Origin of the sequence: Pseudomonas sp. NPDC089569 (assembly GCF_050280625.1) — a bacterium.
GTDB lineage: Bacteria > Pseudomonadota > Gammaproteobacteria > Pseudomonadales > Pseudomonadaceae > Aquipseudomonas.
On sequence record NZ_JBNNVQ010000057.1, the window covers coordinates 1 to 21,332 of the forward strand.

A 21,332-nucleotide genomic window follows, 5' to 3' on the forward strand; every position below is an offset into this window, starting at 1 on the left:
CGAAAACTCCATCCTTCGATGCGACCTTTGGTGGGACAGGTCAATGAAAAACGCGGATGAAACTGAAAAACACCTTGGGCTTGGCCATTGGTACTCTTATTGCCGCTACTTCGTTCGGCGCTCTGGCACAAGGCCAAGGCGCAGTTGAAGGCGAGCTCAACTACGGGAAGAAGTACAACGACAGCGTGAACAACGTTGAAGACGGCTACACTCCTGGCGCCTCCATCGGTTACTTCTTGACCGACGACGTTTCGTTGAACGCTACCTACAACAACGATGACTACACCCGTTCGAACAACGGTACCGGTCATCAGAAAATCGAAGGCGACCAGTTCGGTCTGAACGCTCAGTACCACTTCAACAACGCTGGCGACGCTCTGCGTCCTTACGTTCAAGGTGGCGTCAAGCACGGCAGCATGACCAACGTAGCTGCTGATGGCCACACCGGCCGTGACCAGTCGACCTTCCTGACTGCAGGCGGTGGCGTCAAGTACTACTTCCTGGAAAACGTCTACGCTCGTGCTGGCGTAGAAGCTGACTACAAGCTGGACAACGGCCGTTGGGACTACATCCCGTCCGTAGGTCTGGGTGTGAACTTCGGTGGCGGCAACAAGCCAGCTGCCGCTCCGGTTCCAGCACCAGCTGAAGTCTGCTCCGACAGCGACAACGACGGCGTTTGCGACAACGTTGACAAGTGCCCTGACACCCCAGCCAACGTAACTGTTGACGCTGATGGCTGCCCAGCTGTTGCTGAAGTCGTTCGTGTTGAGCTGGACGTGAAGTTCGACTTCGACAAGTCGGTAGTCAAGCCTAACAGCTACGGCGACATCAAGAACCTGGCTGACTTCATGAAGCAGTACCCATCGACCACCACTACTGTTGAAGGTCACACTGACAACGTCGGTCCTGACGCTTACAACCAGAAACTGTCCGAGCGTCGTGCAAACGCCGTTAAGCAAGTTCTGACCAACCAGTACGGTGTTCAGTCGTCCCGCATCCAGTCTGTTGGCTACGGCGAATCCCGCCCAGTTGCTGACAACAAAACTGAAGCTGGCCGCGCTGTTAACCGTCGCGTAGAAGCGCAGGTTGAAGCTCAATCCAAGTAATTGGATCTCAGCTCTGAGAGAAGCCCGGCTTAGGCCGGGCTTTTCTTTGCCTGCGATTTGGTGGGGCGATCGGTTTATGCTCTGGCCAATGGCGGCTCGCGTCCCTTGTAGGAGCGAGCACGCTCGCGATGGACAACAGAACACAGCGGGGCATCAGGCTGTCAGCGTTATCGTTAGCCTCCATCGCGAGCGTGCTCGCTCCTACAAGGCTACGCATTCCAATGCAGGAGCTGCCGAAGGCTGCGATCTTTCCATCTTTTCTGCTGCGACCTCGCCGATCACCAGAATCGCCGGGCTTTTCAACCCAAAGGCGAAGGCATCTGCCTCCATGGCTGTCAATGTGCTGCGACATTCCCGCTGATGGGGCAGCGAAGCGTTTTCGATCATCGCCACCGGCGTACCCGCTGCCATCCCGCCAGCCAGCAGTTGTTCGCGAATTTTGCCCAGCTTGGCCACGCCCATGTAGATCACCAGGGTCGTACCACTTTGTGCCAGTGCCTGCCAGTTCAGGTCGCTGCCATCTTGCGTATGAGCGGTCACCAGCGTCACACCTCGAGCAACGCCCCGCAACGTCAGCGGAATATCGCATTGTGTCGCACCGGCAAGCCCTGCCGTGATGCCATTGACCAGTTCGACCTCGATCCCGCGCTCACGCAGCCACTGTGCCTCTTCTCCACCGCGCCCGAAAATGCAGGGGTCGCCGCCCTTGAGTCGCGCCACGCATTTACCGTGACGTGCGTAACGCAGCATCAGGCGGTTAATGAATGCCTGGGGTGTTGAGCGGCAACCGCCTCTTTTGCCCACCGGGATGATCCGGGCCTTGCGGCAGTGTTCCAGGATGGCGTCATTGACCAGATCGTCGATCAATACGACATCTGCCTCTCTCAAGGCCCGCACCGCCTTGAGCGTCAGCAGTTCCGGATCACCGGGGCCCGCGCCGACCAGCCAGACTTTTGCGTTCATCACAGGTTCCTCGGTTGGAATGACGGACAGTTCATCATCGTGAGCGTTGTCAGCCATGAAACACGGCAAACAAAAACGCGAGATTTATCAATAGCGACGCCAGTGCCACGGCCCGCCATACCTTCAGCGGTTCGCGTTCGAGCAATGGCCTGGGGCGCGTGTTGAGGCTGCGGCGTTCACCTTGCTCCATCAGCAGCAACCATTCTTCCGCCGTTTCGAAGCGCTGAGCCGGATCGGCCGTCACTGCGCGTTCCAGGCTCTGCACGAGCCATTCAGGCAGGTCGGGGCGATAGCGGCAGGCGCTGACAGGCACGCCGAATCGTGGATGCTGGAACGCTTCGATTTCCCCGTAGGGATAATGCCCGGTGAGCAGGTAATACAAGGTCACACCGACTGCATACAGATCCTGCTGCGGCGTTGGCATTTCACCGCGAAATGCTTCCGGCGCGATGTAGCTGGGCGTACCGGGCAGGAGGGAGGACGGGGCTTCGGACAGGCCGGGGCAATAGGCGAGCCCGAAATCCAGCAGGCGCAATTCACCTTCATCCCCCAGCAACAGGTTTTCCGGCTTGATATCGCGATGCAGAATTTGTCGGCGATGCAGCAGGCCTACCGCTTTCAACAGGCGTTCAGCCAGGTCCTGCCACTGGGGCAGTGGCAACGGCCCTGTCTGCTCGTACAGTTGCGCCAGGGTAGAGCCACGGTACTCGCGCATCACGTAGTACAAATGCTGACGCTGACTCGCCGTGTGGACTTCGGGAAAATGCCGCCCCGCCACACGCTTGAGAAACCATTCTTCCGACAACAAGGCCTGTGCGGCCTGATGATCGTCATGCAGGTGGCCAGGGAGCGTTTTGAGCAGCCAAGGTTGCTGCTGGCTATCGCGCACCCGGTAGAGCAGTGACTGTCGGCTCTGACCGAGCAGTGCTTCAACCCGCCAACCTTCGAAGGCCTGTCCTGCTCTCAGCGCCGGCGGCAGCGGCCAATGCTGCGACTGAATCAGCGCATCGCCGATGCCGGTTTCACCGAGGGCATCGATCCGCACCAGCAAGGCGCTGGCGTTATCCTGGCCACCGGCCAGGTGTGCGGCATTGACCAGTGCCCGTGCCGCGTTCTGGAGATCCGGTTGATCGCGCAGTATGGCGGCAATCGCAGTATCGCCCAGCACGGACCACACACCGTCGCTGACCAGTACAAAACGCTCATCGAGGCGTAACTCACCGTCGAGAAAATCCAGTACCAAATGCTGATCGAGACCCAGGGCGCGCTTGAGCACATGCTGCATGCCCGGTTGGTCCCAGACGTGATCCTCGCTGATGCGCTGCAATTGATCGGCGTGCCAGCGATAGACCCGGCAGTCGCCGACATGAGCCAGGGTGAAGCGTCGGCCGCGAATGATCAGGACACTGACGGTTGTCAGCAAGGGTTGCCCCCCGCCATTGGCCTGCAACCAACGGTTCTGTGCCAGCAGCAGACGGTCCAATGCCTGGGCGATGCCCCAGGTCTCCGGGGTGGCGTAGTAGTCCAGAGCCAGGGCCTGCAACGTCGAACGGGCCGCCAGGCCGCCATCGGCGCATTGGCTGACACCATCGGCGATGGCGAACAGGTAACCCTTGCTGGCCGCCAGCGCAGGGGCCGGCGTGACCAGGCGCAGAGCGTCCTGGTTTTCTTCGCGCGGACCGGTGGCGCTGGCTTCGGCGAAACTCAGTTGCAGGCTCATGGCGACCTCAGACCCGCGCGGCCGTCACGGCGGCCGAACCCCAGGTGGTTCTCCAGCGGCGTTTCACACCGTGCAGGCCAAACCAGGCGAGGACTGCGAGGCTGGCGAACAGCCAAAGGGCCATTTGGTAGCTGCCGGTGCTTTGCTTGATCGCACCCATGCCGGCGGCGAGGGCAAAGCCACCGATGCCGCCGGCCATGCCGATCAAGCCCGTCATCACGCCTATTTCCCGGCGGAAGCGCTGTGGAACCAGCTGGAACACGGCGCCGTTGCCGGCGCCCAGGCCAAGCATGGTGCAGACGAAAAGTGTCAGTGCCGCGTAGGAGTTCGGCAGATTGAAGCCCACGGCGGCCATGCAGATTGCTGCCACGCTGTACATCGCCAGCAAGGTACGAATGCCGCCGAAGCGATCGGCCAGGGCGCCGCCCAGGGGACGCATCAGGCTCCCGCCGAATACGCAGGCGGCGGTGTAGTAACCGGCGGTCACCGGGCTCAGGCCGTACTGGTCGTTGAAATAGCCGGGCAGGGCGCTGGCCAGGCCGATGAAACCACCGAAGGTCACGCTGTAGAAAAACATGAACCACCAGCTGTCACGGTCGCCAAGGGCTTTGAAGTAGTCGGCCATCGACTTGGCTTTCGGCCTTTGCGGAGCATTTTTCGCCAACCAGGCGAAGACAATCAGGGTCAGGACCAGCGGGATCAGGGCGAAGCCGAACACGTTGCTCCAGCCGAATGCCGCCGCCAGCACCGGTGCAATCAGTGCGGCCAGCACGGTCCCGGAGTTGCCCGCCCCGGCGATGCCCATGGCCTTGCCTTGGTGCTGAGGTGGATACCATTGCGAGGCCAATGGCAGGGCTACGGCGAAAGAGGCGCCGGCCATGCCCAGGAACAGCCCCAGCAGCAAGGCTTGCTCATAGCTGTGGATGCCCAGCTTCCAGGCGCCGAACAGCGCGCTGATCACGATGACCTGGCCGATCAGGCCGGCTGTTTTCGGTGAAAGGCGATCTACCAGCATTCCCATCACGAAGCGAAGTACCGCCCCGGCAAGTATCGGTGTGGCCACCACCAGCCCGCGCTGCTGGGTAGTCAGGTGCAGGTCGCCGGCGATTTGCACAGCCAAAGGGCCGAGCAGGTACCAGACCATGAAGCTCAGGTCGAAATAGAGGAAGGCCGCGAACAGGGTCGGGGTATGGCCGGATTTCCAGAAACTTGAATTCATCGCGCACCTCAGCTGGTAGGAGTCTCGAACGGGGGCCAAAACAAAAAAACGCCGCCACCTGATTCGCCATGGGGCAAATGAGGTGAGCGACGTCTTTGTCGTAGATTGGGCAACCGCCGTTGGTTACCTGTAGGTTTTACTTAGCGATATTTGTGCCAACAACAGAGACCGAGTCGCGGCCAATCGCGAGCGGACTCGCTCCCACAGGGCGATTGCGTCGCACACGGATCAACGGTGGGAGCGAGCCTGCTCGCGAAGGCGCTCTGACAGGCGCCGCAGGAGTTCAACCCAACAGTTCACTCATGGCAATGATCTGCTCCGCCACCTGAATCAGCTTCTGCTGACGACTCATGGCCTGGCGGCGCATCAGGGTGTAGGCCTCTTCCTCGTTGCAATCCTTCATTTTCATCAGCAGTCCCTTGGCCAGCTCGATGCGCTTGCGCTCGGCCAGTTGCTGGTCGCGGGCCAGCAACTGGGCGCGCAGGGCCTGGTCGCTCTCGAAGCGCGCCATGGCCACGTCCAGAATCGGTTGCAGCCGCTGGGCATGGATGCCCTCGACGATATAGGCGCTAACCCCCGACTTGATTGCCTGGCGCATGACATCGGGATCGTGCTCGTCGGTAAACATCACGATCGGACGTGGCTGGTCGCGGCTGACCAGCACGACTTGTTCCATGACATCACGGCCAGGTGACTCGGTATCGATCAGAATCACGTCCGGACGCACCGTTTCGACGCGTTCGGGCAGGTCGATGGTCAGGCCGGACTCATCGATCACCTCGAAGCCGGCCTCGCTCAGGGCCGCTTTCAGGCGCCCGACCTTTTTTGCGGTGTCGTTGATCAGCAGGATACGCAACATGTTCGTAGTTTCCTGTCAGCGGCTGGCAAGCAGCGACAGGCTGTCGCTCATGGCGTGCAATTTGAATCCACGGGCATAGCCGGCCGGATCGGTTCCGTCCCAGACCTTGCCGTCTATCAACTGACTGCTGCGCATTTCCCGGGTCGGTGCAGCGACACCGACGGCATCCGCTGCCTCGCGATACAGGTCCAGCTGCTGGACCTGTCGCGCCACTGCCATGTAGTCCGGGTCATCGCGCAACAACCCCCAGCGGCGGAACTGGGTCATGAACCACATGCCATCGGACAGGTACGGCAGATTCACCTCGCCCTCGCCATGCAAGCGCAGGGCGTGTGGATCTTGCCAGCGGTTACCGAGGCCGTCGGCGTAGTCGCCGAGCAAGCGCGGTTCGATGCACTCGAGCGGGGCATCCAGGTACTGCGGTGCGCTGAGCAATTGCGCGGTGCTGCGACGGTTTTCGTCATTGTCTTCGATGAAGCGGCTGGCCTGCAGGATCGCCATCACCAGCGCCCGGGCGGTGTTGGGGTATTGTTCGATGAACATGCGGGTGCAGCCCAGGACTTTTTCCGGATGATCGGGCCAGATGCTCTGACTGGTCGCCAGCGTAAATCCGAGATCCTGCCGGACCGCACTGGCGGACCAGGGCTCGCCGACACAGAAACCATCGATACGACCCGCTTGCAAGTGCGCGACCATTTGCGGCGGCGGTACCACCACGCTCTCGACATCCTGCAACGGATGTATGCCCTGGCTGGCCAGCCAGTAATAGAGCCACAGAGCATGGGTGCCGGTAGGGAAGGTCTGGGCGAAGGTCAGTTTTGGGCGAGTTTGGTGCACGTGCAAGTGAAGCGCTTCAGGACTGGTCACGCCCCGCGTCTGCAGGCCGCGGGAAAGATTGATGCTTTGGCCGTTCTGGTTCAGCCCCATGAGCACGGCCATGTCGGTTGCAGGCACACCGCCGATGCCCAGGTTCACGGCATAGATCAAACCGTACAGGCTGTGAGCGGCATCGAGTTCGCCACTGACCAGTTTGTCCCGCAGGTTGGCCCAGGACGCCTGGCGCTTCAGGTTCAGGGTCAGGCCGTAGGGTTGGGCGAAGCCCTGGGTGGCGGCGACCACCACCGAGGCGCAGTCGCTCAGGGCCATGAAGCCGAGATTGAGTTCGGTCTTTTCCGGGGCATCGCTGCCATTGACCCAGGCCAGGGAGGCGGCTGACGGTTCATTCATTGCGTGTTCACCTTGCAAAAAAAACGTCGTGCGGGGGCTTGCTCGCGCAAGTCCGGGCGACGACGCCATTGGCCCGGCATCCATACCGTCATTGGCATGAATGCTGATGCCTGAGCAGGTGCAAGGCATATGCCATCGTCTGCTGTTTTTTGCGTCCTCCTCGCCTGCCACCCTCCCGCCCGGCTATAATCGCCGCCACTTTTCGTAGCCCAGAGTCAAACCCGCCCATGTACACCCTGGCCCGTCAGCTGTTGTTCAAACTTTCCCCGGAAACCTCCCACGACCTGTCCCTGGACCTGATCGGCGCGGGTGGGCGTCTGGGACTCAACGGTTTGCTGTGCAAGGCACCGGCGAAGATGCCGGTCAAGGTCATGGGCCTGGACTTCCCGAATCCTGTGGGGCTGGCGGCCGGTCTGGACAAGAACGGCGCGGCCATCGACGGCTTTGCGCAACTGGGTTTCGGTTTTGTCGAAATCGGCACCATCACGCCGCGTCCGCAGCCGGGCAACCCCAAGCCACGGTTGTTCCGCCTGCCGGAAGCCGAGGCGATCATCAATCGCATGGGTTTCAACAACCTGGGTGTCGATCACTTGCTGGCCCGCGTGGCAGCCGCCAAATACAAGGGCGTGCTGGGCATCAACATCGGCAAGAACTTCGATACGCCGGTCGAGCGTGCAGTCGACGATTACCTGATTTGCCTGGACAAGGTCTATGCCCATGCCAGCTATGTGACGGTCAACGTCAGCTCGCCGAACACGCCGGGGCTGCGCAGCCTGCAATTCGGGGATTCGCTCAAGCAATTGCTGGCCGATCTGGCCAGCCGTCGCGCGGAACTGGCGTTGCGTCATGGCAAGCATGTGCCGCTGGCCATCAAGATCGCCCCGGACATGAGCGACGAGGAAACCGCACAGGTTGCGCAGGCCTTGATCGAAACCGGCATGGACGCGGTGATCGCCACCAACACCACCCTGAGTCGCGTGGGTGTCGAAGGCATGGAACACGGTGACGAGGCAGGCGGGCTGTCCGGCGCCCCGGTTCGCGACAAGAGCACCCACACCGTGAAGGTGCTGGCGGCCGAACTGGGTGGTCGTTTGCCGATCATTGCGGCGGGCGGCATCACCGAAGGCAAGCACGCAGCCGAGAAAATCACTGCGGGTGCGAGCCTGGTGCAGATCTATTCGGGCTTCATCTACAAGGGGCCGGCGCTGATCCGCGAATCCGTGGACGCCATTTCGGCGCTGCGCTGATTTGCTGATTGGTGGATGCCATCGTGATCCTGCGCTGATCCGCGAATCCATGGACGCCATCGTAGCCACGCGCTGATCCCGTAGGAGCCAGGCTTGCCGGCGAAGGCGTCCATGAGATCGCTTTCGCCCGTAGGAGCCAGGCTTGCCGGCGAAGGCGTCCTTGAGATCGCTTTCGCCCGTAGGAGCCAGGCTTGCCGGCGAAGACGTCCCAGAGATCGCTTTCGCCGGCAAGCCTGGCTCCTACAGAGATTGCCGGGGAGCCAGAAGAGCGGACATAAAAAAGGGCTCCTATAAAGGAGCCCCTGGGCCGGAGCCCGCCGTCCGGATGGGACGCGCGTGGTTAATTCGTTGCTTGATCAGATTGTATGTCGGAGTGTGTGCCCTGTGTCAGCCGACGGCGTGAAGTTCGTTGAGTCTGTGGATTCCCGCAGTGCCGGTCATACCGTCCCAGTTGTCGCCGCGTCCTTCCCGCCAGCCGTTGATCCAGGCTTGGCGTACCGACGGTAGAGTAAATGGGCAAAGCTCACGGGATTTGCCACCAACGCCATATTGATATCCGCGCAAAAACGCTCTTTCCAACGGATCACGCTTAAGTCTTCTCATAGGGTGTAGCCCTCACTTGTTGACTGTTTTTATCGCGTCGACCTCAATCGAGGTCAGGCAGAAAAACTCTGCCGTTGGGGCTCGCTGCCGGCGTGGCGAGCCAAGGGTGCTGGCGTCGTTGCGGCGCCAACCTGTATTGAGTTCTAACCAATGAGTCACATGGAGGGAATGATCGTTTTGTCATAAGGACGTAACCATTAATGTGGTATGGCCATAAGTAACAAGATGTTCATCGCGTTTTTGTATGGCAAACCCCGGTATGATTGGCCTCCGCGCTGAATGTTCGGGTTAATCCTTTGGTGAGAATGGCTCCTGTTGCGAAAGGGACTATTCGACGAAGGGTCGACTTATGACATTTTGTTGCATCAACTTTTTTATCTGTCCTTGCATCTAAGCTCATTTAACCCGGGCAGCAGGGGTGGAAAGGCACACCTTCGTGCCACGCGGGCGCTCTTCGAGAAAAGCGCCTGATTGAAAACCGGGCCGGCAATGCGTTGCCGGCTCACTCAGCTAAAGGCTCTGAAATTCCCATGTCCGATCGTTTCGAACTCTTCCTCACCTGCCCAAAAGGCCTCGAAGGCCTGCTCATCGAGGAAGCCGTCGGGCTTGGCCTTGAAGAGGCTCGTGAGCACACGTCTGCCGTGCGCGGCATGGCAACCATGGAAGCTGCTTACCGCCTTTGCCTGTGGTCGCGCCTGGCCAACCGTGTGCTGCTGGTGCTCAAGCGTTTCCCGATGAAAAGCGCCGACGATCTCTATCACGGCGTTCTGGATATCGATTGGCAGGACCACATGCTCAATGACGGCACCCTGGCCGTCGAGTTCAGCGGCCACGGTTCGGGCATCGACAACACCCACTTCGGCGCCTTGAAGGTCAAGGATGCCATTGTCGACAAGCTGCGCACGCCCCAGGGCGACCGTCCGACCATCGATAAACTCAATCCGGACCTTCGCGTCCACCTGCGTCTGGACCGTGGCGAGGCGATTCTCTCGCTCGACCTGTCCGGACACAGCCTGCACCAGCGCGGCTACCGCTTGCAGCAGGGCGCGGCGCCGCTGAAGGAAAACCTTGCGGCCGCGATCCTGATCCGCTCCGGCTGGCCTCGTATCGCGGCCGAAGGCGGCGCGCTGGCAGACCCGATGTGTGGTGTCGGTACATTCCTCGTCGAAGCGGCGATGATCGCCGCCGATATTGCACCGAACCTGCGTCGCGAGCAGTGGGGTTTCACCGCATGGCTCGGCCACGTGCCGGCGCTTTGGAAAAAACTCCATGAAGAGGCCGTCGAGCGTGCCGCGGCCGGCCTCGCCAGGCCGCCGCTGTGGATTCGTGGCTACGAAGCCGATCCGCGTCTGATTCAACCGGGGCGCAACAACGTGGAGCGGGCCGGTCTGAGCGACTGGATCAAGATCTATCAGGGTGAAGTCGCCACCTTCGAGCCGCGCCCGGACCAGAACCAGAAAGGCCTGGTGATCTGTAACCCTCCTTACGGCGAGCGTCTGGGCGACGAGGCGAGCCTGCTCTACCTCTACCAGAATCTTGGCGAACGTCTGCGCCAGGCGTGTCTGAACTGGGAAGCGGCGGTGTTCACCGGCGCACCCGACCTGGGCAAGCGCATGGGCATCCGCAGCCACAAGCAGTATTCCTTCTGGAACGGTGCCTTGCCGTGCAAATTGCTGCTGATCAAAGTGTTGCCGGACCAGTTCGTCACGGGTGAGCGTCGTACCCCGGAACAGCGTCAGGCCGAACGTGAGCAGGCCGCTTACGATCAGGCCCCGAGCGAGCCGCAGGAGCGCAAGTACAACAAGAACGGCAACCCGATCAAGCCAGCCCCGGCGCCTGCACCCGAGCAGCCGCGCCTGAGTGAAGGCGGGCAGATGTTCGCCAACCGCCTGCAAAAGAATCTCAAGGCCCTGGGCAAGTGGGTCAAGCGTGAAGGTGTCGATTGCTATCGTGTCTACGATGCCGACATGCCGGAATACTCCATGGCCATCGACCTGTACCACGATTGGGTCCATGTGCAGGAATATGCCGCACCCAAATCCGTCGATCCGGAAAAGGCCTCGATCCGCATGTTCGATGCCCTGGCGGCGATTCCGCAGGCGCTGAACATCGACAAGAGCCGCGTGGTGGTCAAGCGTCGCGAGCGTCAGAGCGGCACCAAACAGTACGAACGCCAGGCTGCCCAGGGCAAGTTTGTCGAAGTCAATGAAGGCGGTGTGAAGCTGTTGGTGAACCTTACCGACTACCTCGACACCGGCCTGTTCCTCGACCATCGGCCGATGCGCCTGCGCATTCAGAAAGAGGCGGCCGGCAAGCGCTTCCTCAACCTGTTCTGCTACACCGCCACCGCCAGTGTTCACGCGGCCAGGGGCGGCGCGCGCAGTACGACCAGCGTCGACCTGTCGAAAACCTATCTGGACTGGGCGCGTCGCAACCTGTCGCTCAATGGTTTCTCCGACAAGAACCGCTTGGAGCAGGGGGATGTGATGGCCTGGCTCGAAAGCAGCCGGGACGAGTACGACCTGATCTTCATCGACCCGCCGACCTTCTCAAACTCCAAGCGCATGGAAGGGGTTTTCGATGTGCAGCGAGACCAGGTGCAGTTGATCGACCTGGCCATGGCGCGTCTGGCAACGGGAGGTGTTCTGTACTTCTCCAACAACTTCCGCAAGTTCGAACTGGAGCCCAACCTCAGCGAGCGTTATGCGATCGAAGAGATCACCGCCCAGACCATCGATCCGGATTTTGCCCGTAATGCCAGGATTCACCGCGCCTGGAAAATCACGGCCCGCTAACCCTGATCCCTGTAGGAGCGAGCATGCTCGCGATGGACGACAAGGCACCGCGTGGCCTCAGACGGCCCGTGTAATCGTTGACGACCATCGCGAGCCTGCTCGCTCCTACAGGTACAAGGCTGGTCAAATTAGTGGCTAATAGCTATAACTCCACTCATGGCCAAAGGGCTTTCCCGCACCTGGCGTTTTGAGTTGCGTTTATGTCGTTGCACGCCGTGCGCCCAAAGATCCTGGGTTTTATCAGCGAAGACGTCTCGGCCTGGTTGGTCGCGCTGCTGGTATTGCTGGCCGGCGGGGTGCTCACCGGCCTGCTGGCGTGGTCGACACTCAACCTTTTTCACCATCAATTGCGGCAACGCTTCCAACTGCTGGCCAGTGAGCGTTACAGCCGTATCGAAGAACGTTTCGAAGACCAGGAGCAGCGCCTCGATGGCCTGCGCCGGTTCTTTGTCAATTCCGATTCGGTTTCCCGAGAGGAATTCAACGGATATACCCAACCCCTGTTGCACCGAACCCAGGCGTATTCATTCGCCGAACGGGTCAGTGGCGACCAGCGGGCGGCGTTCGAGCGTCGTGTGCGGGCAGAAGGCCTGAGTGATTTTTCCCTGCGTGAGCTCAATCCCGACGGGCAGCTGCAATTGGCCGCCGAGCGGGATGAGTACGTCGTGGTTCTTTACAGCCAGACGCAAAGCAGACTCGGTTCGCCATTGGGGTATGACTTGCTGGCTCAACCCCTGCGGCGCGCCACGCTGGAACGCGCCGATCAGCACGGGCGCATGGCGGTGTCGCAGCCCATGCATCTGGTCAGCATCGAGCCGGCGTATGCGCGAGGCGTGCTGTTGGTGGCGCCGGTCATGTCCCATGAAAATCCCGACGGTGCAACGGGCAAGCCATTCGGTTACGTCATGGCGGTGATCAGCATGCGCCAGTTGCTGGCCGACGACTTGCCCGAGGCCGGGCGTGATTACCTGTCGGTGCGTATCCTGGACCTGTCCACGGACGATCAGCACGAAGTGTTGTTCGAGTCACCGAACGCACCGGCCGTCAGCGAATTGTCCTCGACCCGGTTGCTACGCCTGGCTGACCACGAGTATCAGGTCGACATCCAGCCCAGCGAGGCTTTCCTGCAGGCCAACCATTCGTCAGTGACCTCCCTGGTGGTACTCGGCGCCCTGCTCAGCGTGTTGCTCAGTGCCTTGCTCTATGTGTTGGTGAGCCAGCGCCAGCGGGCGCTGAAAATGGTCGAGCAGCGAACCCAGGAGCTGCGCGCCCGCGAACAGGAGCTGCGCGGCACCCACGGCCAACTGCGCGGAGTACTGAATGCCGCGACCCAGGTGGCGATCATCGCCACGGACCTGCGCGGTGTAATCAGCACCTTCAATGCCGGCGCCGAGCTGATGCTCGGCTACACCGCTGCCGAAGTAGTGGGGAAGATGACATTGGAAAACCTGCATCTGCCCAGTGAGTTGGCCGCGCGATCCATTGAGTTGAGTACGCGTTTCGGCAAGTTGGTGCCGACTTGCCAGGCGATGCTGGTCGAAGGCAGCGTCGAAGGCGGGCACGAGGCGCGGGAGTGGACGCTGGTGCGCGGCGATGGCAGTCACTTGATGGTCAACATGCTGGCCACGCCTGTGCTCGACGAGCAAGGGCTGTGGGTCGGGCACCTGGCGGTGTGCATCGACATCACCGAACGCAGGCGGGTCCACGAAGCCCTGGCGGCGCGAGATATCTTGCTGAAGAAGCTCAGTGCCCATGTGCCGGGCGGGATTTACCAGTTCAAGATGGAGTTCAACGGACGCTTCAGCGTGATTTATGCCAGCGACGGTATTCGTGATATCTACGAACTGGAGCCTGATGTTCTGCTGCTCAATGCCGAGGCGATCTTCACGCGGATTCATCCACAAGACACTACGCGCGTGCGAGCGTCGATCCGGGCCTCGGCGGATAACCTCAGCCCGTGGCGCGAGGAATACCGTGTGCAACTGCCTGTGCGTGGCTTGCGCTGGGTGCGCGGCGAGGCGACCCCGGAGGAGTTGCCCGGTGGCGGTGTGCTCTGGCACGGCTTTATCTCGGACATTTCCGACATGAAGCGAGTCGAAGAAGAGCTGCGCGCGCTGTCGGTGACCGATTCATTGACCGGCATCCACAACCGCCGCTATTTCCAGGAACGTCTGACCATCGAGATGGCCCGGGTGGAGCGCGGAGGTGGAGAGCTGACGGTGATCATGCTCGACATCGACCACTTCAAGCGTATCAATGACCAATACGGTCACGCGGTGGGTGATCGCGTCCTGCAGGCGGTGTGCGAGCGCATCGGTCTGCGGCTGCGACGCACGGACGTGTTCTGCCGTCTGGGCGGGGAAGAGTTCATGGTGCTGTGTCCGGATATCGACGGTGAGCAGGCTTATGCCCTTGCACTGGAATTGTGGCAAGGGCTGCGCAGTTCACCCATTGATGAAGTCGGGGTCGTCACCGCCAGTTTCGGGATCGCCAGTTGGCGGACCGGTGAGGGCGCAGATGGGCTGCTGCTGCGGGCGGATTCCGGAGTTTATGCGGCCAAGCAGGCGGGAAGGGATCGGGTGGAAAGGGAAATCAACTAGGCGATACCTGTGGGAGCGAGCCTGCTCGCGAAATCGGAGTGTCAGTCGCCATCGGTTTTGACGGGGCTGACACTATCGCGAGCAGGCTCGCTCCCACAATGGTTACAGTACTGAAGCGGTTTGTGGCAGTTTCGGCTGGCGATACAGGTCCAGCAGCACTTGATCGAGCACCGACGAGGCGCCGAACGGTGCCTTGTCGTTGAGGATCGCCACCACTGCCCAGGTATTGCCATTGACGTCTCGGCTGAACCCGGCGATTGCGCGGACGGTGTTCAGGGTGCCGGTCTTGACGTGGGCTTCTCCGCGCATCGCAGTGGTTTTCAGGCGCTTGCGCATGGTGCCGTCGGTGCCGGCAATCGGCATCGAGCTGATGTACTCGGCAGCGTAAGGGCTGTGCCACGCGGCTTGCAGCATGGAGGCCATCTCCCGGGCGCTGACGCGCTCGGAGCGGGACAGTCCGGAGCCATTCTCCATTACCAGATGCGGTGCGGTGATGCCTTTCTTCGCCAGCCACTGGCGCACGACCCGCTGGGCGGCCTTGGCGTCGTCGGCATCGGCATCGGTGCGGAATCGTTGACCCAGGCTCAGGAACAACTGCTGGGCCATGGTGTTGTTACTGTATTTGTTGATGTCGCGGATGATTTCCGCCAGGTCCGGCGAGAACGCGCGTGCCAGCACCTTGGCATCCTTTGGCGTGGGTGCCTGCACATCCTTGCCCTGAATGCTGCCGCCCAACTCTTTCCAGATCGCGCGTACAGCACCGGCGGTGTAGGTCGCGTGGTCGAGCAGAGACAGGTAGGTCTGCGAGCTGCACCCTTCGCCCAACTGACCGCCGACGGTTACTGTCACGCTGCCATCGGCCTGGGGTACCGGGTTGTAGCGCACACCGCCGGTGCATTGCTTGGAGTTGATGGCCTTGACCTGGTTGTCGATGTGGATGCTGGCGATAGGCGGTTCTACCGAGACCAGCACCTTGCCCGAGTCGTTGCGGGCGACAAAACGCAGGGCCTTGAGGTTGACCAGCAGCGCATCAGGCTTGACCAGGAACGGTTTGTTCTCGTCATTGCCGTCATCATTGAACTCGGGCAGTTGCGGCTGCACGAAGAAACCCTTGTCCAGCACCAGGTCACCCGTGACCTGGGTCACGCCGTTGGCACGCAGGTCGCGCATCAGCAGCCAGAGTTTTTCCATGTTCAGCTTTGGATCGCCACCACCCTTGAGGTAGAGGTTGCCATTGAGGATGCCGCCGCTCAGGGTGCCGTCGGTGTAGAACTCGGTTTTCCACTGGTGGTTCGGGCCGAGCATTTCCAGGGCCGCGTAGGTGGTCACCAGTTTCATGGTCGAGGCCGGGTTGACCGACACATCGGCATTGAAAACGGTCGGAGTGCCGGGGCCGGTGAGGGGAATCATCACCAGTGACAGGGCGTTGTCCTGCAACTTGCTGGCCTTGAGGGCTTTTTCGACGTTGGGCGACAAGGCGGTATTGATTGGATCAGCGGAAACGGGAAGGGCCAGCGGAAAAAGCAGACCTGCCAGCAGCAATGGACGCAACGATTTGATCATGTGCAATAAAACCCTACAGCCGAGGGAGAAAAGACGAGGGCGCGAAAATGAAAAGCCCTCAGCGGTCATAAAAGTGTCGGCATTATGCCCCAAGGTATCGTGGCTTGTGCCGTACCCTGACCTACTAATCCGCTATTTTTTTACCGGCGGTCCAAGGTGCACCGTTCAGAGGCAGGCAATCGGCGCCTTAAACTGTTAAAGTGCCGGCCGTAATTACTTATGAGGATTGTTTCAATGGCGACTAACCGTTCCCAGCGTCTGCGCAAAAAACTGTGCGTCGATGAATTTCAAGAGCTGGGTTTCGAACTGAACCTGGATTTCAAAGAAGATTTGGCTGATGAAGCCATTGATGCTTTCCTCGACGCATTCCTCAAAGAAGCCATGGAAGCCAACGGTCTGGGTTACGTCGGCGGTGACGACTTCGGTCTGGTTTGCCTGCAGAAGCGTGGCTCGGTCAGCGAGGAACAGCGCGCTGCCGTTGAAGCCTGGCTCAAGGGCCGTAGCGAACTGACCACCGTTGAAGTCAGCCCGCTGCTGGACGTGTGGTACCCGGAAAAGCCGATCAACAAGGCTTGATTCCAGAAAAAACGGCGACCTTCGAGTCGCCGTTTTTTTTGCCTTTTTTGTAGGAGCGAAGCTTGCTCGCGAAGAGGCCCTTGAAGCCATCAACACCGGCATGTTTCGCTCCTGTTGGCCTTCAATCCTTGCGCCAGTTCAGGATCAACAGCGTCACCACCCCCGCCACAATCCCCCAGAATGCCGAACCGATGGAAAACAGTGTCAGTCCCGATGCCGTGACCATGAAGGTAATCAGCGCCGCCTCACGTTCCTTCACCTCGCTCATGGCAATGCTCAGGCCATTGATGATCGAGCCAAACAACGCCAGCGCGGCAATCGACAGCACCAATTCCTTGGGCAGCGCGGCAAACAGCGCCGCCAGCGTCGCACCGAATACCCCGGCAATCCCGTAGAAAACCCCGCACCAGACCGCCGCGGTATAGCGTTTGTTGCGGTCCTCATGGGCATGTGGACCGGTGCAGATGGCCGCGCTGATGGCGGCGAGGTTGATCCCGTGGGAGCCGAACGGCGCCAGCAGCAATGACGCGATACCGGTGGTGGTGATCAAGGGCGAGGCAGGTACGTTGTAACCGTCAGCGCGCAACACGGCGACACCCGGCATGTTTTGCGAAGTCATGGCGACCACGAACAGCGGAATGCCGATGCTGATGGTCGCGGCGAGGGAAAAGTGCGGGGTGGTCCAGATCGGAGTCGCCACCTCCAGGCGGAAACCGCTGAAGTCCAGCAGGCCCATCAACCCCGACAGTGCCGTGCCGATCAATAGCGCGCCCAGCACCGCATAGCGCGGTGACAGGCGCTTGACCACCAGGTAGGTAAAGAACATGCCCAGCACCAGCGCGGTGCGATGCTGGGCGGCGACGAAGATCTCACTGCCGATCTTGAACAGAATCCCCGCCAGCAATGCCGCTGCCAGCGACGCGGGAATTTTTTTCACCAGCCGTTCGAAACTGCCGGTCAACCCGCAAATCGTCACCAGCACCGCGCAGGTAATGTAGGCACCGATGGCTTCTGCATAGCTGACGCCACCCAGGCTGGTGATCAGCAATGCCGCGCCCGGTGTCGACCAGGCAATGGTGATCGGCGTGCGATAGCGCAATGACAGGCCGATCGAGCACACCGCCATGCCGATGGAAATCGCCCAGATCCACGATGAAATCTGCCCGCTGGTCAGGCCGGCCGCTTGTCCGGCCTGGAACATCAGGACCAGGGAACTGGTGTAACCGGTCATCATGGCGATGAAACCGGCGACGATGGCCGACGGTGACGTATCGGCCAGCGGACGGAGTTGGGTATGCGTGGCGTCGTTCATGACAGCGGCGTTCCTGGGTGTTGATGAAGATATCCCTGTAGGAGCGAGCACGCTCGCGATGGTCGTCAACGATGACGCGGGAGCTCTGATACCCCCGCGGTGTTCGTGCGTCCATCGCGAGCGTGCTCGCTCCTACAGGGTTTAAGCCTAAACTCAAATGTAAGCGGACGTTGCCATACAGCCGGCGCGACAAACAGCCGTACAGTCGTGTTGCCACTAACCATTGTGTACAATCGCAGTATTTTTTACGCGATACTTGCCAGCGACCCACTGTGCCGTATTACAGTCGCGGTCAATTCGCCGCAGTTCTTCCGACTCGAGTGCCCATGAACGAACAGTTGCAGCCCCTAAAGAAACAACCGCGAGCAGGCAAAGCAGGCCGCAGCGGCACCCAGGACGATATTGTCTATGCGCATATCTTCGAGGCCATCCTCGAACAGCGACTGGCGCCCGGCACCAAGTTGAGCGAAGAAGCGCTGGGGGAAATCTTCGGGGTCAGCCGTACCATCATTCGCCGCGCACTGTCGCGCCTGGCCCATGAAAGCGTCGTGCTGTTGCGGCCCAATCGTGGTGCGGTGGTCGCAAGCCCGAGTGTCGAAGAAGCACGCCAGGTGTTCTTCGCCCGGCGCCTGGTCGAGCGCGCGATCACCGAACTTGCGGTCCAGCACGCCACCGCCGAGCAGATCGCCGAGTTGCGCCAGATGGTCAACGACGAGCGCGACAGCTTTTCCCGTGGCGATCGCGGCGCCGGTATCCGGCTGTCGGGCGAATTCCACCTGAAACTCGCCGAAGCTGCGAAAAACGCACCATTGATCAGCTTCCAGCGCAGCCTGGTGTCCCAGACGTCGCTGATCATCGCCCAGTATGAAAGCGGCAACCGCTCGCATTGTTCCTACGACGAACACACCCAACTGATCGACGCGATCGAAGCCCGTAACGGGGAGTTGGCCGTGGACCTGATGATGCATCACATGGATCACATCGACAGCAAACTCAATCTCGACGAAGAAAGCGCGTCGGATGACCTGCACGCGGTGTTTTCGCATTTGCTGACCAAGAAGCCTGGGCGTTCGTCAGCGAAACTTTGATCGACCGCGTCGCCCCCATCGCTGGCAAGCCAGCTCCCACAGGATTCGCGTTGAGTCCAAATTTTGTGGGCGCCACAAAACACTGTGGGAGCTGGCTTGCCAGCGATGGCAAGCCAACAGGCAACAAAAAATCCCCCGGACTGAACAGTACCGGGGGATTTTTTATGGGCGCGGACTTTTAGCGCTGGTGCACCAGGTTCCCCGCTGCGTAAGTCTGCAGCACTGTACGGTCATCCCCCAGCGTCATCAACACGAACAGCGTCTCGGCAATGTTGTTGGCTTGTTTGAGGCGATAACCGAGCAGCGGTGTGGCGTTGTAATCCAGCACCAGGAAGTCAGCGTCGGTGCCCGGTTGCAGGTTGCCGATGTTGTTTTCCAGGCGCAGCGCGCGGGCGCCGCCGAGGGTTGCCAGGTAAAGCGACTTGAACGGGCTCAGGCGCGCACCTTGCAGTTGCATGACTTTGTACGCCTCGTTCAGCGTTTGCAGCAGCGAGAAACTGGTGCCGCCGCCAACGTCGGTGCCCAGGCCGACATTGAGTTTGTGCTTCTCGGCCATCGGCAGGTTGAACAGACCGCTGCCGAGGAAGAAGTTCGAGGTCGGGCAGAAAGCGATGGCCGAGCCGGTTTCGGCCAGGCGCGCGCACTCGGCGTCACACAGGTGCACGCCATGGGCAAACACCGATCGCTCACCGAGCAGTTGGTAGTGATCGTACACGTCCAGATAGCCCTTGCGCTCCGGGAACAGTTCCTTGACCCATTCGACTTCCTTGATGTTTTCGCTGATGTGAGTCTGCATGTACAGATCAGGAAATTCGCTGAGCAACTGCCCGGCCAGGGCAAGCTGCTCCGGGGTGCTGGTCGGTGCAAAACGCGGGGTCACGGCATAGTGCAGGCGGCCCTTGCCGTGCCAACGCTCGATCAGGGCCTTGCTTTCGACATAGCTGGATTCGGCGGTGTCGGTCAGGTAATCGGGGGCGTTGCGGTCCATCATCACTTTGCCGGCGATCATGCGCAGGTCGAGCCGTTCGGCGGCCTCGAAAAACGAGTTCACCGATTGCGGGTGCACGCTGCCGAACACCAGGGCCGTCGTGGTGCCGTTGCGCAGCAGTTCCTTGATGAAGATTTGCGCGACTTCGTCGGAGTGGGCCTTGTCGGCGAACTGGCTTTCGCACGGGAACGTGTAGGTATTGAGCCAATCGAGCAGTTGCTCGCCATAGGCGCCGACCATGCCGGTTTGCGGCAGGTGGATGTGGGTATCGATGAAGCCGGGGGTGATCAGCGCATCCTGGTAATGAGTGATTTCAACATCGGCCGACAAGGTCGGCAGCAGCTCGGAGGCGTGACCAAGGGCACTGATTTTTCCGTCATCGACCACCAGCAAGCCGTCTTCGAAATACTCGTAGGAGGCTTCGATCCCCACTTCGGCGGGGTCGGCAATGCTGTGCAGGATGGCGGCGCGGTAAGCTTTGCGAGTCAGAGGCATGAGGTTTCTCTATTGTCAGGCTTGTCAGTTCGATGCGGCTTGTTTGGTGGCGTGGCTGCGCCGTGAAACCGGCAGCAGCTTGGCAATCGGTTCGGCGCCGGATGTTTGCTGGCCGAAATTGGCGTTATAGGTGGCGATGATTTCGCCGGCGATGGAAATGGCGATTTCCACAGGCAACTTGCCTTTGACCTCACCGATGCCCATCGGGCAGCGCATGCGTTGCACGACGCTGTTGTCGAAACCACGGTCGCGCAGGCGATGTTCGAACTTGGCCCGTTTGGTCTTCGAGCCGATCAGGCCGAAGTAGGCGAAGTCATTGCGCTTGAGAATCGCGGCGGTCAGCTCCAGGTCGAGCTGGTGATTGTGGGTCATGACGATGCAATAACTTCCTGCGGGCAAATCGTCGATTTCATCCACAGGTTCTTCGCTGACGATCTTGCGCACGCCGTGGGGAATCTGTTCGGGGAACTCGGTGTCCCGCGAATCGATCCAGCGCACCCGGCAGGGCAGGCTGGCCAGCAGGGGTACCAGGGCGCGGCCGACGTGGCCGGCACCGAACACGGCGATCTGCGCCTGAACCTGGCCCATCGGTTCGAACAGCAGCACCGTCGCGCCGCCGCAGCACTGGCCCAGGCTGGCACCGAGGCTGAAACGCTCCAGGTGCGTGTCCTGCTTGCCGCTGGCGAGCATCTCGCGGGCGATCTGCATGGCTTTGTATTCCAGGTGTCCGCCACCGATGGTGTCGAATGTCTGGCAGGCGCTGATGACCATCTTCGAACCGGCATTGCGCGGCGTCGAGCCAAGCTCTTCGATGATGGTCACCAGGACGCAGGGTTCCCCCCGGTCTTGCAGGTCGGCGAGGGCGTCGATCCAGTTGTACATGTTCACCTCGACATCTTCGTTGTCTGTTCGGGCCTCTTCGCGGGCAAGCCTCGCTCCTACAGGAAAATGCGATTAACCGTAGGAGCGAG

General features: G+C 60.6%; 16 protein-coding genes. 6 read left to right on the forward strand and 10 right to left on the reverse strand.

The features are described 5' to 3' along the window. Positions 1-56 precede the first annotated feature (56 nt). Positions 57-1,106 (forward strand): OmpA family protein, encoded by a 1,050-nt coding sequence (locus ACQKP2_RS20375; protein WP_427578955.1) that lies wholly within the window; start codon positions 57-59, stop codon positions 1,104-1,106. A gap of 201 nt (positions 1,107-1,307) precedes the next feature. Here ACQKP2_RS20375 and cobA read toward each other — a convergent pair whose 3' ends face one another. The 5 genes from cobA to ACQKP2_RS20400 all read right to left on the reverse strand — a co-directional run bounded on the left by cobA (position 1,308) and on the right by ACQKP2_RS20400 (position 7,094). Further along, positions 1,308-2,069, reverse strand: coding sequence for a uroporphyrinogen-III C-methyltransferase (cobA, locus tag ACQKP2_RS20380; RefSeq protein ID WP_427578956.1), 762 nt, complete (start codon positions 2,067-2,069; stop codon positions 1,308-1,310). 49 nt (positions 2,070-2,118) lie between these two features. Beyond that, complete coding sequence (locus ACQKP2_RS20385) at positions 2,119-3,789, reverse strand: protein kinase domain-containing protein (protein ID WP_427578958.1); 1,671 nt, start codon at positions 3,787-3,789, stop codon at positions 2,119-2,121. Between the two features lie 7 nt (positions 3,790-3,796). Next, positions 3,797-5,008, reverse strand: coding sequence for a nitrate/nitrite transporter (locus ACQKP2_RS20390; RefSeq protein ID WP_427578959.1), 1,212 nt, complete (start codon positions 5,006-5,008; stop codon positions 3,797-3,799). A gap of 283 nt (positions 5,009-5,291) precedes the next feature. Next, a complete protein-coding gene (locus ACQKP2_RS20395; protein ID WP_427578960.1) occupies positions 5,292-5,867 on the reverse strand; it encodes an ANTAR domain-containing response regulator in 576 nt (191 codons plus the stop codon). A gap of 15 nt (positions 5,868-5,882) precedes the next feature. Then, the gene (locus tag ACQKP2_RS20400) at positions 5,883-7,094 is read right to left on the reverse strand and encodes a CmpA/NrtA family ABC transporter substrate-binding protein (RefSeq protein WP_427578962.1); all 1,212 of its coding nucleotides are present in this window, start codon (positions 7,092-7,094) and stop codon (positions 5,883-5,885) included. A 227-nt stretch (positions 7,095-7,321) separates the two neighbouring features. Here ACQKP2_RS20400 and ACQKP2_RS20405 point away from each other — a divergent pair, with 227 nt between their 5' ends. Further along, positions 7,322-8,341 carry a quinone-dependent dihydroorotate dehydrogenase gene (locus ACQKP2_RS20405; protein WP_427578963.1) on the forward strand — a complete coding sequence of 340 codons (1,020 nt, stop codon included), beginning with the start codon at positions 7,322-7,324 and terminating at the stop codon, positions 8,339-8,341. 387 nt (positions 8,342-8,728) lie between these two features. Here ACQKP2_RS20405 and rmf read toward each other — a convergent pair whose 3' ends face one another. Then, a complete protein-coding gene (gene rmf / locus ACQKP2_RS20410; protein WP_003223300.1) occupies positions 8,729-8,944 on the reverse strand; it encodes a ribosome modulation factor in 216 nt (71 codons plus the stop codon). Positions 8,945-9,474: 530 nt separating this feature from the next. Between rmf and rlmKL the strand changes: the two genes are divergently transcribed. Then, complete coding sequence (rlmKL, locus tag ACQKP2_RS20415; protein ID WP_427578966.1) at positions 9,475-11,739, forward strand: bifunctional 23S rRNA (guanine(2069)-N(7))-methyltransferase RlmK/23S rRNA (guanine(2445)-N(2))-methyltransferase RlmL; 2,265 nt, start codon at positions 9,475-9,477, stop codon at positions 11,737-11,739. Positions 11,740-11,939: 200 nt separating this feature from the next. Continuing rightward, the gene (locus ACQKP2_RS20420) at positions 11,940-14,339 is read left to right on the forward strand and encodes a sensor domain-containing diguanylate cyclase (RefSeq protein WP_427578967.1); all 2,400 of its coding nucleotides are present in this window, start codon (positions 11,940-11,942) and stop codon (positions 14,337-14,339) included. Between the two features lie 102 nt (positions 14,340-14,441). On the opposite strand, the gene dacB is transcribed toward ACQKP2_RS20420, so the two are convergent. Continuing rightward, positions 14,442-15,902, reverse strand: coding sequence for a D-alanyl-D-alanine carboxypeptidase/D-alanyl-D-alanine endopeptidase (gene dacB / locus ACQKP2_RS20425; RefSeq protein ID WP_427578968.1), 1,461 nt, complete (start codon positions 15,900-15,902; stop codon positions 14,442-14,444). 234 nt (positions 15,903-16,136) lie between these two features. Here dacB and ACQKP2_RS20430 point away from each other — a divergent pair, with 234 nt between their 5' ends. Further along, positions 16,137-16,478, forward strand: coding sequence for a YggL family protein (locus ACQKP2_RS20430; protein WP_427578969.1), 342 nt, complete (start codon positions 16,137-16,139; stop codon positions 16,476-16,478). Between the two features lie 121 nt (positions 16,479-16,599). Here ACQKP2_RS20430 and ACQKP2_RS20435 read toward each other — a convergent pair whose 3' ends face one another. Further along, positions 16,600-17,790 carry a benzoate/H(+) symporter BenE family transporter gene (locus tag ACQKP2_RS20435; protein ID WP_427578971.1) on the reverse strand — a complete coding sequence of 397 codons (1,191 nt, stop codon included), beginning with the start codon at positions 17,788-17,790 and terminating at the stop codon, positions 16,600-16,602. Positions 17,791-18,116: 326 nt separating this feature from the next. Here ACQKP2_RS20435 and ACQKP2_RS20440 point away from each other — a divergent pair, with 326 nt between their 5' ends. Next, positions 18,117-18,878 (forward strand): GntR family transcriptional regulator, encoded by a 762-nt coding sequence (locus ACQKP2_RS20440; RefSeq protein WP_427578973.1) that lies wholly within the window; start codon positions 18,117-18,119, stop codon positions 18,876-18,878. A 178-nt stretch (positions 18,879-19,056) separates the two neighbouring features. Here the strand turns inward: ACQKP2_RS20440 and guaD are convergent, their stop codons facing one another. Then, a complete protein-coding gene (gene guaD / locus ACQKP2_RS20445) occupies positions 19,057-20,361 on the reverse strand; it encodes a guanine deaminase (RefSeq protein WP_427578975.1) in 1,305 nt (434 codons plus the stop codon). 24 nt (positions 20,362-20,385) lie between these two features. After that, complete coding sequence (gene xdhC, locus ACQKP2_RS20450; protein WP_427578976.1) at positions 20,386-21,243, reverse strand: xanthine dehydrogenase accessory protein XdhC; 858 nt, start codon at positions 21,241-21,243, stop codon at positions 20,386-20,388. Between the last annotated feature and the right edge of the window lie 89 nt (positions 21,244-21,332).

Coding starts and splice junctions, on each gene's coding strand:
- ACQKP2_RS20375 (WP_427578955.1), top strand. CDS start 57: ATGAAACTGAAAAACACCTTGGGCTTGGCCATTGGTACTCTTATTGCC.
- cobA (WP_427578956.1), bottom strand. CDS start 2,069: ATGAACGCAAAAGTCTGGCTGGTCGGCGCGGGCCCCGGTGATCCGGAA.
- ACQKP2_RS20385 (WP_427578958.1), bottom strand. CDS start 3,789: ATGAGCCTGCAACTGAGTTTCGCCGAAGCCAGCGCCACCGGTCCGCGC.
- ACQKP2_RS20390 (WP_427578959.1), bottom strand. CDS start 5,008: ATGAATTCAAGTTTCTGGAAATCCGGCCATACCCCGACCCTGTTCGCG.
- ACQKP2_RS20395 (WP_427578960.1), bottom strand. CDS start 5,867: ATGTTGCGTATCCTGCTGATCAACGACACCGCAAAAAAGGTCGGGCGC.
- ACQKP2_RS20400 (WP_427578962.1), bottom strand. CDS start 7,094: ATGAATGAACCGTCAGCCGCCTCCCTGGCCTGGGTCAATGGCAGCGAT.
- ACQKP2_RS20405 (WP_427578963.1), top strand. CDS start 7,322: ATGTACACCCTGGCCCGTCAGCTGTTGTTCAAACTTTCCCCGGAAACC.
- rmf (WP_003223300.1), bottom strand. CDS start 8,944: ATGAGAAGACTTAAGCGTGATCCGTTGGAAAGAGCGTTTTTGCGCGGA.
- rlmKL (WP_427578966.1), top strand. CDS start 9,475: ATGTCCGATCGTTTCGAACTCTTCCTCACCTGCCCAAAAGGCCTCGAA.
- ACQKP2_RS20420 (WP_427578967.1), top strand. CDS start 11,940: ATGTCGTTGCACGCCGTGCGCCCAAAGATCCTGGGTTTTATCAGCGAA.
- dacB (WP_427578968.1), bottom strand. CDS start 15,902: ATGATCAAATCGTTGCGTCCATTGCTGCTGGCAGGTCTGCTTTTTCCG.
- ACQKP2_RS20430 (WP_427578969.1), top strand. CDS start 16,137: ATGGCGACTAACCGTTCCCAGCGTCTGCGCAAAAAACTGTGCGTCGAT.
- ACQKP2_RS20435 (WP_427578971.1), bottom strand. CDS start 17,790: ATGAACGACGCCACGCATACCCAACTCCGTCCGCTGGCCGATACGTCA.
- ACQKP2_RS20440 (WP_427578973.1), top strand. CDS start 18,117: ATGAACGAACAGTTGCAGCCCCTAAAGAAACAACCGCGAGCAGGCAAA.
- guaD (WP_427578975.1), bottom strand. CDS start 20,361: ATGCCTCTGACTCGCAAAGCTTACCGCGCCGCCATCCTGCACAGCATT.
- xdhC (WP_427578976.1), bottom strand. CDS start 21,243: ATGTACAACTGGATCGACGCCCTCGCCGACCTGCAAGACCGGGGGGAA.